This window comes from Embleya scabrispora DSM 41855 (assembly GCF_000372745.1).
Lineage (GTDB): Bacteria > Actinomycetota > Actinomycetes > Streptomycetales > Streptomycetaceae > Embleya > Embleya scabrispora.
Window position 1 is genome coordinate 125,008 of the sequence record NZ_KB889667.1, and the last position, 16,782, is coordinate 141,789.

Sequence of the window (16,782 nt, forward strand, 5' to 3'; positions counted from 1 at the left end):
GTCCGTCTCCCGCGGATTTACCAGGAGAGCGTACCGTCGGGTGTCCCGGCAACAGGACACCAGGCAAGCTCCCTGCGGTCGACCGTTCGCTATCGGAAGGCCGTCGGCGTGCATTCCTTGACAGCTTGAGCAGTCGTGTTCGTACGCTGGTCGAATCGGATTCGGCGGTCAATTTGCACTGTTTTGAGTTCGCTACTCCGCCAGGCCATGACCGGGAATCTGCGGAGCCCGTCGCACGGCAACGTTGAGGGAGGAACCGTGGGGGATGGGAACGTGGGACGACCGGGCACCGATGCCGACGGTGGCGCACGATCTTTTCCGGAATTGTTCGACCTTCGGGTGACGACGTCACCCGATGCGGTGGCCGTGGAGTACGGCTCCACGTCGTTGACCTACCGAGAGCTGGACGAACGAGCCGAACAGGTGGCTCGTGGGCTGCTCGCCGCCGGCGTGCGGGCCGAATCCATCGTGGCGATCGCCCTGCGCAGATCGGTGGACTGGGTGACCGCGCTGCTGGGGGTGTTCCGCGCCGGCGCGGCATATCTACCCCTGGACACCGCGCACCCGGCCGAGCGCCTGGCGTACATGATCGACAGGTCCGGCTGCACGCTGGTGTTGGCGGACAAGTCCGCCCACCCGGAGCTGCCCGATGTGGCGGTACCGACCCTCGGGCTCGACGAGCTCGACGGAAACGCCCCGATGCCGGCGTTCCCGAGGCCGGCGCAAAGCGCCTACGTCATCTACACCTCGGGTTCCACCGGCCGGCCGAAAGGCGTGGCGGTCACCCACGGTGGACTCGCCGACTTGGCCGCCACACACGCCGATCGACTCGGCGTCGCCCAAGGCAGCCGGGTACTCCAGTTCGCCTCCCCGGGGTTCGACGCCTCGGTGTGGGAGCTGTGCATGGCGCTGCTCTCCGGCGCGACGCTGGTACTGGCGGACGACGCGGATCTGGGTCCGGGCCGCCCGCTCGCCGAGACCCTGACGACCCGCCGGATCACCCACGTGACGCTGCCGCCGCCGGTGCTGGCCACGCTCCCCGCCCAAGCGATGCCCGACGTCGAGTACCTGGTAGTCGCCGGGGACGCGACCACGCCGAATCTCGTCGAAGCCTGGGCCGGCGACCGGAAGATGATCAACGCCTACGGGCCCACCGAGACCACCGTGTGCGCCACCATGAGCGACCCGCTGGTCGCCGACGGCCGGATGCCGACCATCGGCCGTGCCATCACGGGTGCGCGGGTACACGTCCTGGACGCCGCGCTGCGCCCGGTTCCGCCGGACACCGTGGGCGAGTTGTACGTGTCCGGCCTCTTGCTGGCCCGCGGCTACCTGGGCAACCCGGGCGAGACCGCGGCCCGGTTCGTCCCGGACGTGTCGGGGCCGGCCGGCGCCCGGATGTACCGCACCGGGGACCTGGTGGCCCGGTCGGCGGACGGCACGCTCGTGTTCCACGGCCGGGCCGACACCCAGGTCAAAATCCACGGCGTGCGCATCGAGACCCACGAGGTGGCGGCCGTTGTGGCCGCGCATCCCGGCGTCGCGGACGCGGTGGTCGTCGCCCGCGAGACACGATCGAGCAAGCAACTCGTCGCGTACGTCGTCCCGAAGGAGCGAGCCGAGCGCTCCGGCGGCGTGTCGAGCGACTCCTACGGCGCCCTCGCGCTGGAGCCGACCTTCTCGGTCGGCGACCTGCGCGCGTTCGCGGCACGGCTCCTGCCCTCCGCGATGGTCCCGGCGGCGTTCGTGCCGCTGGACCGGATTCCCCTCACTCCCAATGGGAAGCCCGATCTCGCGGCGCTGCCGGCGCCCCGGCTGCGGCAGGTGGCGTACCAGGCCCCACGTGACGACACGGAGGCGGCACTCGCGCAGCGGTTCGCCGAGGTGCTCGGGCTCGAAGAGGTGGGTGTCGACGACGACTTCTTCGCGATCGGTGGCGACAGCATCCAGTCGATCCAGGTGGTTTCGCGCCTGCGGGAGGCTGGCATTCACCTCAGCGCCCGGGATGTCTTCGAGCTGCGGACGGTGGCCGCACTGGCCGAGCTCGCGGCGACGCGGTCTGCGGCGGCGCCGGCCGACGCGTTGGACGAGTTCGATGGTGGCGGCGTCGGGTCGATGCCGTTGCTGCCGGTCGCGCGGTGGATTCGCGACTGGGGACCGGCATTCGACCGCTTCGCGCAGGCAATGGTGGTGTCCCTGCCGGAGGGGGTCGACGAGGCGGGTCTGACCGCGACCCTGCTGGCCGTGGTGGACCACCACGACATGCTGCGGGCCCGCCTGGTGGGAGACGAGATCGTGGTGGCGCCCGCCGGTACGGTTTCGGTCGCCATCGACCGGGTCGACGGCATCGACGAGGCCGACCCGGCCTGGCACCCGACCCTGGCACGGGAGTTGGACCGGGCGACCATGAGCCTGGATCCGTCCTCGGGGGCGCTCGCCCGCTTCGTCTGGTTCGACGGCCGAACGGGCAAGCTGCTCGTGGTCTTGCACCACCTTGTCGTCGACGGTGTGTCCTGGCGTGTCCTGCAGTCCGACCTCGCCGACGCGTGGACCGCCGTGCGCGGCGGACACGAACCGCGGTTGCCCATGGTGCGCACCTCGATGCGCAGGTGGGCACACGCGATGACCGACGAGGCGCGCAACCCGCGACGGCTGGCCGAACTGCCGCTGTGGCGCTCGATCCTGGCCGGTCCGGACCCACTGCTGGGCACGCGTCGACTGGACCCGTCGACCGATGTGGTCGCCACCGTGATCGACGTCCCGGTGACCGTGCCGGTCCCGGTCACCGAGGCGCTGCTGACCACGGTGCCGTCGGTGTTCCGCGGCGAGGTGATGGACGGTCTGCTCGCCGCGCTGGCACTGGCGCTGACCGCTCGGCGGCGAGCCGGAGGGGATGCCGAGTCGTCCGTGTTGATCCGGTTGGAGGGACACGGCCGGGAGGAGGGCGCGGCGCCGGGAGCCGACCTGTCCCGGACGGTGGGGTGGTTCACCACCGTGTACCCGATTCGTCTCGATCTCGCCGACATCGATGTCGCCGACGCGCTCGCGGGCGGCCCGGCCGCGGGCCGGGCGGTCATGCTGGCCAAGCAGCGCCTGCGGGCGGTCCCCGACAAGGGCGTCGGGTACGGGCTGCTGCGCCATCTCAACGACGACACCGCGGCGGTGCTCCAGGAGTATCCGATGGCCCAGGTGGGCTTCAACTACCTCGGTCGCTTCGCCCCGACGGACACCGGTGCCTGGAGCCGGGTCGAGGTGCCCCAGCTCGCGCAGCTGGACGCCGGTCAGGACCCGAGGATGCCCGCGCCGGCCGAGCTGGACATCAACGCGAGCCTCGTGGACACGGAGCGGGGACCGCAGTTGCGCGCGGTGTTCGCCGCGCCCTCGGGCGTGCTGGCCCGCGAGGAGTTGGAGGAGATCGCGCGCTTGTGGAGTGCCGCGCTGGCGGGCGTCGCCCAACACGCGGCCACCCCGGGCGTGCATGGGTTGATGCCCTCGGACGTACCGCTGGTGTCGGTCACGCAGGCCGACCTGAACGAGTGGGCCGAACGGCACCCGAACCTGGTGGACGTCTGGCCGTTGACGCCGCTGCAGTCGGGCCTGCTGTTCCACAGCATGGTGGTCGACTCCGGCTTCGACGCCTACCAGGTGCAGTATGTCCTCAGGCTGCTGGGGCCGATCGATCCGGCGCGGATGCGCGCGGCCGGGCAGCGACTGCTGGCACGGCATCCGGGCCTGCGCTCGGTCTTCGCCCCCGACGGCCGCGGGGAGATGGTCCAGCTCATCCTCGCCGACGCCGAACTGCCTTGGCGCGTGGTCGATTTCGGTGACCTGGACGAGAGCGCGCGGACGACCGCGTTCGAGCGCCTGCTCGCCGACGACCTGCGGGAACACTTCGACCCCGTGCTGCCTCCGATGTTGCGGATGACACTCGTGCACAGCACACCGGAAGTGGCGGACCTGGTCCTTACCGCACACCACGCGATCGTCGACGGGTGGTCCATTCCGCTGATCGTGCGGGAGTTGCTGCTGCACTACGGTGCCGACTCCGCGCGGCTGCCGAGGGCACGCGGCCAACGGGACTTCCTCGAGTGGCGTGTGCAGCGCGACCCGAACGAGTCGGCGGCCGCGTGGGCGCGTGAACTCGACGGCGTGAACGAGCCGACGCTGATCGACGACGGACGCCACACCGGCGGCGGCGAGGGAATCGGGCAGGTGGACGCGACGCTGACCGCGGCCGAGTCCGAGGCGATCGCCGCGTGTGCCGCGCGGCTGGGGGTGACGGTGAACACCCTGGTCCAGACGGCGTGGGCGTTGCTGCTGTCCAGGATGACCGGTCGGCGCGACGTCCTGTTCGGAGCCGTCGTCTCCGGACGCCCGCCCGCGGTGCCCGGCGTGGACGCGATCGTGGGCATGCTCCTCAACACGGTTCCGGTCCGCTTGGACTGCGATCCCGCCCGCACGCTCGCCGAACTGGTCGTCGACCTGCAACACAGGCAGGCCACGCTGCTCGACCATCACCACCACGGACTCAGCGAGTTGCACCAGGCCTCCGGCGTGACGGCGTTGTTCGACACGGTGGTCGGATTCCAGTCGTTCCCGCTGGACCGGACCGGCATCGCCGCCGCGGGTCACGCGGCCGGGTTGCAGGTGGTGGGGATCCGCTCCTTCACGGTGAGCCACTATCCGCTGGCCCTGATGGTGTTCGCCGAGCCGGACAGCCCGCTGCGCCCTTGCGTGCAGTACCGGCGGGACCTGTTCGACCGGGCGGCGGCGGCCGACATCGCGGCCAGGTTCGCGTTGATACTGCGCCGGATCGCGCAGGACCCGGTGCTGCGCGCCGGTGCGGTGGATGCCCTCTTCCCGGCCGAGCGCACGATCGCGGCCGCCGAGGATGCCCCGCCCGTGGCGAAGACGGTCCTCGCGCTGCTGGACGTACGGGCGTCGCTGACACCGGACGCCGTCGCGGTGCGGGGAGCCCGGGACTCGCTCACCTACCGGGAACTCGACCGCAGGGCCACGGCGGTGGCGCGGGTGCTGGCCGAGCGTGGTGTCGGGCGGGAAACCACGGTGTCGGTCCGCTTGCCGGCCTCGCCGGCTGTCGTGATCGCGTTGGTCGCGGTGCTGCGCGCGGGAGGCTGTCTGGTGGCCCCGGACGACGACGCGGACGTGCTGCTCACCGAGCTGCCCGCGCCGGCGGCCGGAGCGGGTGCGCCGGAGTCGGTGCACCCGGGGCAAATCGCCGCGCTGCTGCCGACGTGGGGGTACCCGGACGGTCGCCGGACCGTTGCGGTGGACCACGCGGTACTCGCCGCGCGTGTCGGGAACGCCGCGACGCGAGCAAGTCTGCGCACCGACTTCACCGGCGACTTCGGCCTGTGGCTGGTCGATGTGCTCGGCGCGGTGTGCGTCGGTGGCGGCGTCGAGATCGCCGCCGACCCCGAGGTGCCGGGTGACCCGACGACGGGAGCGGCCGGGTACGCCGCGAGTGAGACCGGCCGCACGAACTCGCTCTCCCCGCGTTCCGGTGACCGGGCGTCCGGTGACGTCTCGCCGGCCCCACCGTTGCCGGGTGTGCGGCTCTACGTGCTCGACAACACCCTCCACCCCGCGCCACCGGGAGCAGTCGGCGAACTGTACGTCGCCGGCCCGGCGCTCGGCTTCGGCTATCAGGGCCGGCCCGGGACAACCGCGCGGTGGTTCGTCCCGGATCCGTTCCGTCCGGGCCCGGCTCGCATGTTCCGCACCGGCGAGCTGGTGCGTCGAGGGCGAAACGGTGCTCTGGAGCATGTCGGCCGTGCCGACGGACAGGTGTCGGTGCGCGGCGTACGGATCAGCCTGCCCGCGGTCGAAGCGGCGCTGGCCGAGCACCCGGAGGTGGTCGAGGTCGCCGCGGTGGCGGGGCTCGGATCCGATCTCCCGCATGTGAGCGCGTACGTGGTGGGTGCCGGTGTGGACGCCGGGGAACTGGCCGGGTTCGCCGCCGACCGGTTGCCGCGCTGCATGGTCCCGGATGCCGTCGTTCCGCTGACGTACATCCCTCGCCTGCCGAACGGCAGGGTCGACGTGTCCGCGCTGCCTTCGGCGGACGCGGCCGAGCGTGTCCGCCGCGAGCCGCGCGACCGGCACGAGGAAGTGCTGTGCGCGTTGTTCGCGGACGTACTCGAGGTCGACGACGTCGACATCGACGACGACTTCTTCGAACTGGGCGGGACGTCGCTGATGGCGACCCGGCTCAGCAGCCGGATCCGCAAGGAACTCGGCGTCGCCGTCTCGATCCGGACGATCTTCCAGTCCTCCGCCATCGTCGACCTGGCGCGCGCGGTCAAGGAAGCCGGTGAGTCCACCAGACCAGGTCTGCGACGGATGGACAGGAGCGCCCAGTCGTGATCCCGTTGTCGTTCGCTCAGCGCCGGTGGTGGTTCGTCGATGGGTTCGAGGACCCGTCGGCGACCTGCGCCGTGCCCCTTCGCCTCGACCTCGCGGGACGTCTCGACGTCCCGGCGCTGCGTGCCGCCCTGCACGATGTCGTCGTCAGGCACGAGAGCCTGCGCACCCGTATCGTGCGGGACCACGACGGTGTGCCGTACCAGGAAGTGCTTGCGGTCGATCGGGCGGTGGTGGACCTGCCCGTGGTCGAGGTGGCCGAACCGGACCTGGAGGCGGCGCTCCGGTCGGCCGCCGAGCGGGGACCGGACATCGCGGTGCACCTTCCACTGCGGGCGACGCTGCTGCGCGTGCGCTCGGACCTGCACGTGCTGGTGCTGTCGATCCATCACATCGCCTTCGACGGCGAGTCGATGGCGCCGCTGGCCCGTGATCTGGCCGCCGCGTACACCGCGCGGGTCCGGGCCGAAGCCCCGAATCGGCCGGAGCTTTCCGTTCGATACGTCGACTACACGCTGTGGCAACGGGAGTTGCTGGGGGACGAGAGCGATCCGGCCGCTCTCCTGTCGAAGCAGGCCGAGTACTGGCGCCGGGAGTTGGCCGGTATCTCCCAGCCGACCAGGCTTCCGCTCGACCGACCCCGGCCGCCGATCCCCAGCCACCGCGGCGACGTCGTGGACGGCTCGCTGAACCGCACCGAACTCGCGGCGGTCCAGGCACTGGCCAGGGCGCACGGGGTGACCGTGCCCATGGTGATGCAGGCCGGGGTGGTGGCTCTGCTGCGGCACCTCGCCGCGGATACCGACATCGCCATCGGGTCGACGATCACCGGGCGAACGGACGATCAACTCGACGATCTGGTGGGCACATTCGCCAACACCTGGGTGTTGCGCGCCGATCTGTCCGGTGACCCCTCGTTCGGCGACTTGCTGGAGTCGGTCAGGGACAAGGCCCTGGGCGCGTACGACAACCGGGACGCCCCGTTCGAGCGCCTGGTCGAACTGGTCGAATCGGAGCGGCCCACCGCGTATCACCCGCTGTTCCAGGTGATGTTCACCTGGAAGGACGACTTCGCGATCGACATCGAGCTGCCGGACCTGACCGCGCGGCTGGAAGTGCTCGATACCCGGACAGCGCGGTTCGATCTGGAGTTCACCCTCTTCCCAGAGCCGGAAACCGGGGGACTTCGCTGCCGACTCGGGTACGCCACCGACCTGTTCGACCGCGCGACGGCGGCCGACATCGTGGCGCGGTACCTGCGCCTGGTGCGGCAGCTGACCGAGGACCCGGACCTGCCGGTGGCCCTCGCGGACATCCTGACCGCCGCCGAACGCGACCCGCTGCTCGCGCGGTTCGCGGGCACCACGTCCGCCGTGCCCGCTCTCACCGTCCCCGGCCTGGTCGACGCGCAGGCCGACACGGATCCCCACGCGGTGGCCGTGATCAGTGCGGGTGGCTCGCTCACCTATGGTGAACTGCGCTCGCGGGCGAACCGGGTGGCGAACGCGTTGGCCGGCCGAGGCATCGGGCCGGAGGATCTGGTGGGCATCGCGCTGCCGCGAACGGCCGAACTCGTGGTCGGCATGCTCGGCATCCTCAAGTCCGGGGCCGCCTACGTGCCCTTCGATCCGCAGTATCCGAGCAGACGACTGGGCGCGGTACTCACCGACGCACGGCCGCGGTTGGTTCTCACCGACCGGGCGACCGCGTCGGTGCTGCCCGCGGACGTACCGGTGCTGCTGCTCGATCGCGACGTCGACACCGCGGACGATCGTGCGATCGACGCGGCCGGCCCGGACAACGCCGCGTACGTCATGTTCACGTCCGGGTCGACCGGCCCGCCCAAGGGTGTGGTGATCACGCACGCCGGGGTGGTCAACGGGGTCCGGGGGCTCGCGGACGTCATCGGCGTGCGCGCGGGGTCGCGGGTACTCGCCGCGACCTCGGTCGACTTCGACGTGTCGGTGTTCGAGATCATCACCCCGCTGTCCGTCGGCGGCTGCGTCGAGATCGTCCGCGACGGACTCGTCATCGCAGAGCGCGGCGGTTGGTCGGGCGACGTCGTCAGCATCGTGCCGTCGGTACTGGCGGAGGTCCTCGACCGGTTGCCCGACGGCATCGACGCGCCGACCATCGTGTCGGCCGGTGAGGCGCTGCCGACTTCCCTGGTGCACCGCCTGCGCGCCGTGGCGCCCCGGGCGCGGGTGATCAACGCGTACGGGCAGACCGAGAGCTTCTACGCCACGACGTTCACCGCGTTCGGCGAGCCGGACGAGCGGCCCGCCGTCCCGATCGGGTCGCCGCTGGGCAACATGCGGTGCTACGTCCTCGGCCCGGGGCTGCGGCCGGTGCCCTCGGGCATCGTCGGTGAGCTCTACGTCGCGGGACTCATCGGCCGCGGCTACCACGGCCGCCGCGGCCTGACCGCCTCCCGGTTCGTGGCCGACCCGTTCGGTCCGGCCGGTGCGCGGATGTACCGGACCGGCGACCTCGTCCGGGCCGGCCACGACGGTGTCCACGAGTACGTCGGCCGCGACGACGCCCAGGTCAAGATCCGCGGCGTGCGCATCGAGACGGGCGAGGTCGAGGCCGCACTCACCACGCATCCCAAGGTGGCGCAGGCCGTGGTCACGGCCCACGACGGTGAGTCCGGCCGGCGCCTGGTCGGTTACGTCGTCCCGGTGGCCGCCGGCGATCCGGGATTCGGCGACACGGACGGCCCCGGCGACCCGAACGTGGACTCGACGGCCACGCTCTCCGCGAGTGACCTGCTCAGGTTCACCGCCGAGTGGTTGCCCGAGTTCATGGTCCCGTCGGACTTCGTCCTGCTGAACCGTCTTCCGTTGGCTCCCAACGGCAAGCTCGACCGGGCGGCCCTGCCGGAGCCCGAGTTCGACTGCGCCCACATCGCTGGAGGTTCGCGATGAACGACACATACGACGTCGTCGTGGTGGGCGCCCGCGTCGCCGGATCTCCCACCGCCATGCACTTCGCGCGTGCCGGATACCGGGTCCTGCTCCTGGAACGCGGGCGTTTTCCCCGGGACACACTGTCCACTTTGCTCATCCACCAACCCGGGGTCGCGCTGCTCAAGCGGTGGAACGTGCTGCCCGGTGTGGTCGCCACCGGATGCCCGCCGATCGACCGGGTCAGCTACACCGTGGCGGATGTCCGACTGGACGGGTCCTCCTGGGCCGTCGACGGGGTGCGGACCGCGTTCGCACCCCGTCGGTATCTCCTCGACTCGCTCCTGGCGCAGGCCGCGGTCGACTCGGGCGCCGAGTTCCGCGACGAGTCCACCGTGCTCGACCTGACGTTCGACGGTGACCGGGTGACCGGGGTACGAGTGCGATCGGGCCGAACCGAGTACACGGTGCGTGCCGGCCTGGTCGTCGGCGCGGACGGGATGCGGTCCACGGTGGCCGCCAAGGTCGGCGCGCCGGTCGAGATCGAAGACCCCAAGCTGACATGCGCCTACTACACGTACTGGTCGGACCTGCCGCAGCGCTTCCGGTTGCACGAGGCGCCGGGCAGTTGGGTGGGGACCATCCCCACCAACGACGGCGCGACGCTGGTGGGTGCGTATTTTCCCCAGGACCGGTTCGGGCAGTTGCGCGGAGACGGTCTCGGGGCGTTGCTCACCGCCGTCCAACACACCGCCCCGGAGCTGCGTGAGCAGATGGCCGGCGGCCGTATGCTCGAGCGCCTGCACGGCACGGGCGACCAGCTCAACTTCTTCCGCAAGGCCACCGGACCGGGATGGGTGCTGGTGGGAGATGCCGGGCATCACAAGGATTCCATCACCGCACGCGGCATCACGGATGCCTTCCGCCAGGTTCAGCTCCTCGTCGACTGCGTCGGCGACGGGCTGCACGACCCGCAGCGGCTCGATCGCGCGCTGGGCAGGTTTGCCGCGGAGCGCGACGACATGCTCGTCACCGACTACCGCAACACACTCAAAACCGCCGCCCTGGCGGCCGGCAAGCACCAGATCGAGTTGCTCCGGGTGATCGCGGGCAGCGCCGAACTCACCGATCGCTACTTCTCGGCGATGTCGGGCGCCTGTCCGGCGGACGAGTTCGTCACACCCGAACTGCTGGACCTGCTCGCGTCGACGTGACGGGGCACGGTGGCCGCGGGCTGCCGGCCACGGTCGTCGGAATGTGAAGGATGTGAAGGCGGCGGGACTCACCGCCGAAGAGCCGGTGCGAAGCCGGTCTCGACCACCGTACGCACGACGAGCCCGGCCCACTGCCAGTGGGCCGGGCTCGTCGTGCGTACCGAAGGCACTCGCCGGGTGTCACCGCGGCAGGTGCCTGCCTCCCCGGCTCGACGGCCCCGGCCGGTCGGTGTGGTTCACACCGACCGGCCGGGGCGCGCGTACCCGGCGTCGGCCGGCGGTGCCTACTCTTCGAGGTGACGGTTGACGATCGCGCAGATGTCGACCGTGTGCTTGGGCGCCGTCAGGCCGAAGTGTGTGGCCTCGATGTCGTACGACCGCACGCTGCCCCGGACGTACGGCTCCCACAGGTCGGCTGACGGCTCCGGGCTGAGCGTCGCGTTGAAGAAGACCACGTCGCCCCGGTAGGTGGGCTGTACGAACTCCCGCACCATTTTGACGTGTTCGACCATGAGGGACGAACCGTTGGTGATCAGGGCCAGGCGGTCGGCGTCGTCCTGTCCGCCCGGCAGGTAGCCCTGGAGGAAATCTCGCGCCTGGGACGGGTCCAGGACCACGTCCTGCTCGGCGAACCTGCTGCTGGGGGCGGCGTCCAGGATCACCACCAACGGCACTTCGTGACCGCGCCGTTGGAGTTCCGCGGCGATGGCGTGCGAGAGGGTGCCACCCATCGAGTGCCCGATGAAGTGGAACGGACCCGATGCCTGGACGCCGAGGATCTGCTCCACGTAGTCCAGGACCATCGCCTCGAAGCTCTCCGGCAGCGGTGCGCCGTCGAAGCCACGGGCCTGGATGCCGTACACCGGCCGGTCGCCCAGTTGCATCGCCATGCCCAGGTACGACCAGCACAGGCCGATACCGGGGTGGATGAACCAGACCGGCGCCTTGTCGCCACCCGTCCTCAACGGCAGCACCACCCCGAACGGGTCGGTGTGGCCGCCGGATTCCGTACCGCCGTTCAGGTGCGCGGCCAGCCCCGCGACGGTGGGGGACTGGAACACGGTCCGCATCGGTACGTCGATCATCAAGACCGTGCGGATACGACCGACCAGGCGCGTGGCGCGCAGCGAGTGGCCGCCCAGGTCGAAGAAGTTGTCGTCGATGCCGACCTTGTCGACGCCGAGGACGTCGGCGAACAGGCCCGCCAGGACTTCCTCCTGGGGAGTGCGCGGTGCCCGGTAGGCCGCCGAGCCGGTCAGCTCCGGCGCAGGCAGCGCCTTGTGGTCGAGCTTGCCGTTCGGTGACAGTGGCAGCCGCTCCAGGGTGACGAAGGCGGAGGGCACCATGAACTCCGGCAGCCGCTCGGACACGAAGGCGCGCAGCTCGGTGGTGGTCGACTCGCCGCCGTCCGGCGCCGGGACGACGTAGGCGACGAGCTGTTTGCCGCCCGCGCCGGCGCGGGCGATCACTGCGGCCTGGGCGACCCTGGGATGCGCTGCCACCGCGGCCTCGACCTCGCCCGGCTCGATCCGGAAACCGCGGATCTTCACCTGCGAGTCGGCTCGCCCGATGTATTCGAGTTCGCCGTCCTCGCTCCAGCGAGCCAGGTCGCCGGTGCGGTACATCCGCTCCCCCGGCGGGCCGAACGGGTCGGCCACGAAGCGCTCGGCGGTCAGGGCCGGGCGGTTGTGGTAACCGCGGCCCACCCCGGTACCCGCCATGTACAGTTCGCCGACCGCGCCGAGGGCGACCGGAGTCAGGCCCGGGCCCAGGACGTAGGCCCGCAGATTGCCCAGCGGCTTGCCGATCGGGATGCCGGAGGCTCCGGGGCCGTCCTCGGGCACGATGTGCGAGGTGACGTAGAAGGTCTCACTGGGCCCGTAGCCGTTGACGATGCGGGCCTTGGGCCAGACCGCCCGAAGGCGGTCGACCAGCGCGGTGGTCAGGGCCTCACCGGCGAACACCAGCGACTTGGGGTGCACGCGGTCGCCGAGCTGGTCGACCAGTTCGGCGAAGGCCGACGGCACCGAGCTGATCACGTCCACGTCCCACGCGTCGCGTTCGGCCAGGGCGAGGACGTCCCGGACGAGTTCGACGCTGCCGCCGGTGGTCAGCGTGACGAACAGTTCGAAAGCCGCGATGTCGAAGCCGATCGAGGTGCTCGCCAGCATCCGCCAACCGGGTGGCACGCCGATGTCCTCGGCCAGCCCCGCCAGGGCGTTGACGAGGTTGCGGTGGCTGATGCCCACGCCCTTGGGCAGGCCCGTGGAGCCGGACGTGTACACCTGATACACCAGGTGGTCCGGCCGCAGCGGCCGCGTCCGGTCGCCGTCGTCGAGGTCGGTGCCGAGCCGGCCCGACACGTCCGCGCGGTCCAGGTGCAGCAGTTCGGTGTCCCGCTCGGGGAGCACACCGGCCGCGGTTGCGTCGGTGATGATCAGACGCGGCTCGGCGGTGGCGAGGATGTGCGCCAGGCGGGTGCTCGGGTAGCCCGGGTCGATGGGTACGTAGGCGGCCCCCGTCTTGATCACGGCGAGCAGGGCCACGACCAGTTCGGGCGTGCGCGGCAAAACGACGGCGACGGTGTCGTCGGGGCCGATGCCCTGCCCGGTGAGGTGGCGGGCGAGCCGGTTGGCCCACTCGTTCAGCTCCCCGTAGGTCAGGGACCGGTCCGCGCAGACCACCGCGGTCGCCTCGGGCCGCCGGGCGGCCTGTTCCTCGACCAGTTGCGTGACGGTGCGCTCGGGCAGCTCGCGCGCCGTGTCGTTGAATCGGCGCAGGACCAGGTCGCGTTCGGCCGCGTCGAGGACGTCCAGGTCGGTGAGCGGGGTGTGCGGATCGGCGGCCAGTTGCTCCAGGAGGCGCCCCAGTCGGGCACCGATCCGCTCGACCTCATCGGCGGTGAACATGTTGTCCTGGTACTGCAGGCCGAGCCGCAGGTGCGGGTCGGCCGTGCCGGCCAGCATCAGCGGGTAGTGGGTGCCGCTGAGCATGCGGACACCGGTGACGGCGACACCGGCCGAGGCGTGTGCCTCGGTGAGCCCTTCCCGGTCGACCGGGAAGGACTCCAGGATCACCATCGAGTCGTACAGGGTGCCCAGGCCGACCGCTTCGTGAATCTCGCTGAGGCTGTGGTGATGGTGGTCCATCAGCACGGTCTGGTGCTCCTGGAGCCGGGTGAGCACCTGCGCGAACGTCTCCTGTGCGGAGTACCGCACGCGCACCGGCAGGCTGTTGATGAACAGGCCGACCATTTCGTCGACCCCGGTCAGCTGCGGTGGACGGCCGGCGACGGTGGTGCCGAACACTACGTCCTGACGTCCGGTCAGGTGACCGAGGAGCACGCCCCACACGCCCTGCACCAGGGTGTTGAGGGTGATGCCCAACTCGCGTGCCCGGCGGGACAGGGCATGGGATGTCTCCGCACCGAGCGGAAGTTCCAACTGACCCAGGCCGCCGCCCTGTTCGGTGGCGGCCACGCGCGCCAGCATGGTCGGCTCCGTCACACCTGCCAACTCCTCGGCCCACGCCCGGGCCGACGCCTCGTGGTCCTGCTGCGCGAGCCAGGCCAGGAAGTCACGGTAGGGACGCACGCGCGGCAGCGCGGAGGCGTCGCCCTCCGCCTCGTACAGCAGGATCAGGTCCCGCATGAGGTGCGAGAGCGACCAGCCGTCGTACAGGGCGTGGTTGACGGTGAGGATCAGCTCCGAGCGCCGCTCGTGCGTCCGGACCAGGGTCATGCGCACCATCGGCGGCACGGTCGGGTCGAACGGCTCGGCGTGGTCGGCGGCGAGGATCCGCTCCAGCTCCTCGTCCCGCAGGTCGGCGCTCAGGTCTCGCACGTCCGCCACGTGCCACGGGAGTTCAACGTGATCGAGAATGAGCTGCACCTGCTCGCCGGCCGCGCCGTTCACGAAGGCGGCGCCCATGTTGGGGTAGCGGCCGAGGAGCGCCTGGCCTGCCGCCCGCATGCGCTCCGGAACCACCTCCCCGGACAGGTGGAGCACGAGTTGGATCCGGTAGGCGTCGAACGACGACTCCGCCATCACGCTGTGGAACAGGATGCCGGACTGCGCCGGGGTCAGCGGCCACACGTCCACGAGGCCGGGGTGGTCCTCCTCCCATGCCTCCAGGTCGCGCCGGCTCACCCGGACCAGGGGCACGTCCGACGGGGTCAGGCCGCCCGCGCCGGGCTTGGCCGCGTGCCGGGCCAGGCCCTCGAGTGCCGTGCGCCACAGGTCGGCGAACTCCTGCGCCTCGTCCCGGGTGAGCAGACCGGCCGGGAAGCCGATCTCGGCGCTCAGCCGCGGGCCCTGCGCACCGTCCAGGACGTAGGAGTTGATCTCCACCGTGGCGAGGGCGGGCATGTCCGCGTCCGGCTCCGCGGCCAGGTCCGCCGCGTCCGCCGCCACCGTCCAACCCGTGCCGCTCGCGCTCTGCGGCTTGGTGTCCGCCGTGAAACGGCCCAGGTAGTTGAAGGAGAACTGACCGGTGCCGTGGGCACCGAGGGCGTCGGCGGTCTCGGGGTTGAGGTAGCGCAGGAGGCCGTAGCCGATGCCCTTGTCCGGGATGGCCTTGAGCTGCTCCTTGACCGCCTTGACGACGCCGCCAGCGGAGCCGCCACCGGTGAACGCGTCCTCCAGGTCGAAGCCGGTCACGTCCAGGCGGACCGGGAACACGCTGGTGAACCAGCCGACCGTGCGCGACAGGTCCGCACCCGGCGCCGCGGCCTCCTCACGGCCGTGACCTTCCAGGCGCAGCAGCAGCGAGGACTCGTGCACGCCGCGCCGCTTGCGCCACTTCGCCGCCGCGAGGGCCAGTCCGGCCAGCAGTCCGTCGTTGACACCGCCGTGGAATGCGGTGGGCAGCGTGGTCAGGAGGGTTTCGGTGACCGCCGGCGGCAGTTCCACCCGCACGGTCTCCACGGTGGAGCGCAGGTCGACGGCCGGGTCGAAGTCCCGCGAGCCGACGAGGGGGTCCGGCCCCTCGACCACCGAGCGCCACAGCTCCAGCTCCGCGACCCGCTTCGGCCGTGCCGCCTCCTCGAGCAGGGCGTGTGCCCACCGGCGTGCGGAGGTGGCGACCGGGGCGAGCTCGGGCGTCCGGCCCTCGCGGACCTGCTCCCAGGCGTGGGCGAGATCGGGCAGCAGGATGCGCCAGGAGACGCCGTCGACCACCAGGTGGTGCAGGACGACGATCAGGCGCCCGGCGGTCTTCGGACCCGCGTCGAACCAGACGAAGCGGGCCATGGCGCCGGTCTTCGGGTCCAACCGTGCAGCGGCCGCGTCGAGTTCGGCCTTGACCCGCTCCCGTCGGTCGTCCCGGTCCCAGGCACCGTCACAGCTGACGCGGTGGATGAGTGCCGTCGCGTCGACCGTGCCCGGCGCGGCGACCTCCAGCTCCGGCCGCGCACCCGGCACCAGGCGCGAGCGCAGCATGTCGTGGTGGTCCAGGACCGCGGACAGCGTCGCGGCCAGGTTCCGCTCGTCGATGCCGGTCGGCAGTTCGAGCACCATGGACATGCTGAACCGGTTGTGGCCGCCGCCCAGTTCGGTGATGTAGCGGGCGACCGGCAGCAGCGGCATGGTGCCCACGCCGCCACCCTCCAGTCCGGCCAGGACGGGGGTGGCGTGGTCACCGGTGTGCAGGAACGCGGCGAGGTCGGCCACGGTGCGGTATTCGAAGATCTGCCGCGGGGTGACCTCGATGCCGTGTGCCTTGGCGCGGGAGACCACCTGGATGGAGCGGATGCTGTCGCCGCCGACGGCGAAGAAGTCGTCGTCGACACCGACCTGTTCGACACCGAGCACCTCGGCGAAGACCGTGGCGATGGCCTGCTCCCGGGCTGTGCGCGGGGCACGGTAGTCGCCCCCGGTGAACTCCGGTTCGGGCAGCGCGGCCTTGTCCAGCTTGCCGTTCGGGGTCAGCGGAAGCTCGTCGAGCAGGACGAACACCGACGGCACCATGAACTCCGGCAGCCGTCCGGTGGCGAACTTGCGTAGTTCGTCGACGGACACACCCGTGGTCAGGTCGAAGTCGTCGCCGGCGTCCGCGTTGCGGTCGCCGGTGGGCACCACGTAGCCGACGAGTTGGGGGTTGCCGCGCAGCTTGCGGGTCACGACGACGGCCTGGGCCACACCATGGTGCTCGGCCAGGGCCGCTTCGATCTCGCCGGGCTCGATCCGGAAGCCGCGGACCTTGACCTGGTCGTCGTTGCGGCCGAGGTATTCGAGCTGGCCGTCGTTGCCGCGGCGCACCACGTCGCCGGTGCGGTACAT

4 protein-coding genes are annotated in these 16,782 nt (G+C 71.2%); 3 read left to right on the plus strand and 1 reads right to left on the minus strand.

Annotated features, from left to right (window positions below; translation table 11 throughout):
* Positions 1–339: 339 nt before the first annotated feature.
* The 3 genes from A3IC_RS55705 to A3IC_RS0121495 are packed head-to-tail and all read left to right on the plus strand — an operon-like array spanning position 340 to position 10,504.
* Entirely contained in the window at positions 340–6,387 is a 6,048-nt protein-coding gene (locus A3IC_RS55705) for a non-ribosomal peptide synthetase (RefSeq protein ID WP_158696043.1), read from the plus strand.
* On the plus strand, positions 6,384–9,311 hold the full coding sequence (locus A3IC_RS0121490; protein ID WP_020552116.1) for a non-ribosomal peptide synthetase: 2,928 nt from the start codon (positions 6,384–6,386) through the stop codon (positions 9,309–9,311). Before A3IC_RS55705 ends, A3IC_RS0121490 begins: the two co-directional genes overlap by 4 nt.
* Complete coding sequence (locus A3IC_RS0121495) at positions 9,308–10,504, plus strand: NAD(P)/FAD-dependent oxidoreductase (protein ID WP_020552117.1); 1,197 nt, start codon at positions 9,308–9,310, stop codon at positions 10,502–10,504. The genes A3IC_RS0121490 and A3IC_RS0121495 overlap by 4 nt, the downstream gene beginning before the upstream one ends.
* Positions 10,505–10,788: 284 nt before the next feature.
* Here A3IC_RS0121495 and A3IC_RS55710 read toward each other — a convergent pair whose 3' ends face one another.
* Positions 10,789–16,782, minus strand: coding sequence for a non-ribosomal peptide synthetase (locus A3IC_RS55710; RefSeq protein WP_020552118.1), 5,994 nt, complete (start codon positions 16,780–16,782; stop codon positions 10,789–10,791).

Coding starts and splice junctions, on each gene's coding strand:
- A3IC_RS55710 (WP_020552118.1), bottom strand. CDS start 16,782: ATGTACCGCACCGGCGACGTGGTGCGCCGCGGCAACGACGGCCAGCTC.
- A3IC_RS0121495 (WP_020552117.1), top strand. CDS start 9,308: ATGAACGACACATACGACGTCGTCGTGGTGGGCGCCCGCGTCGCCGGA.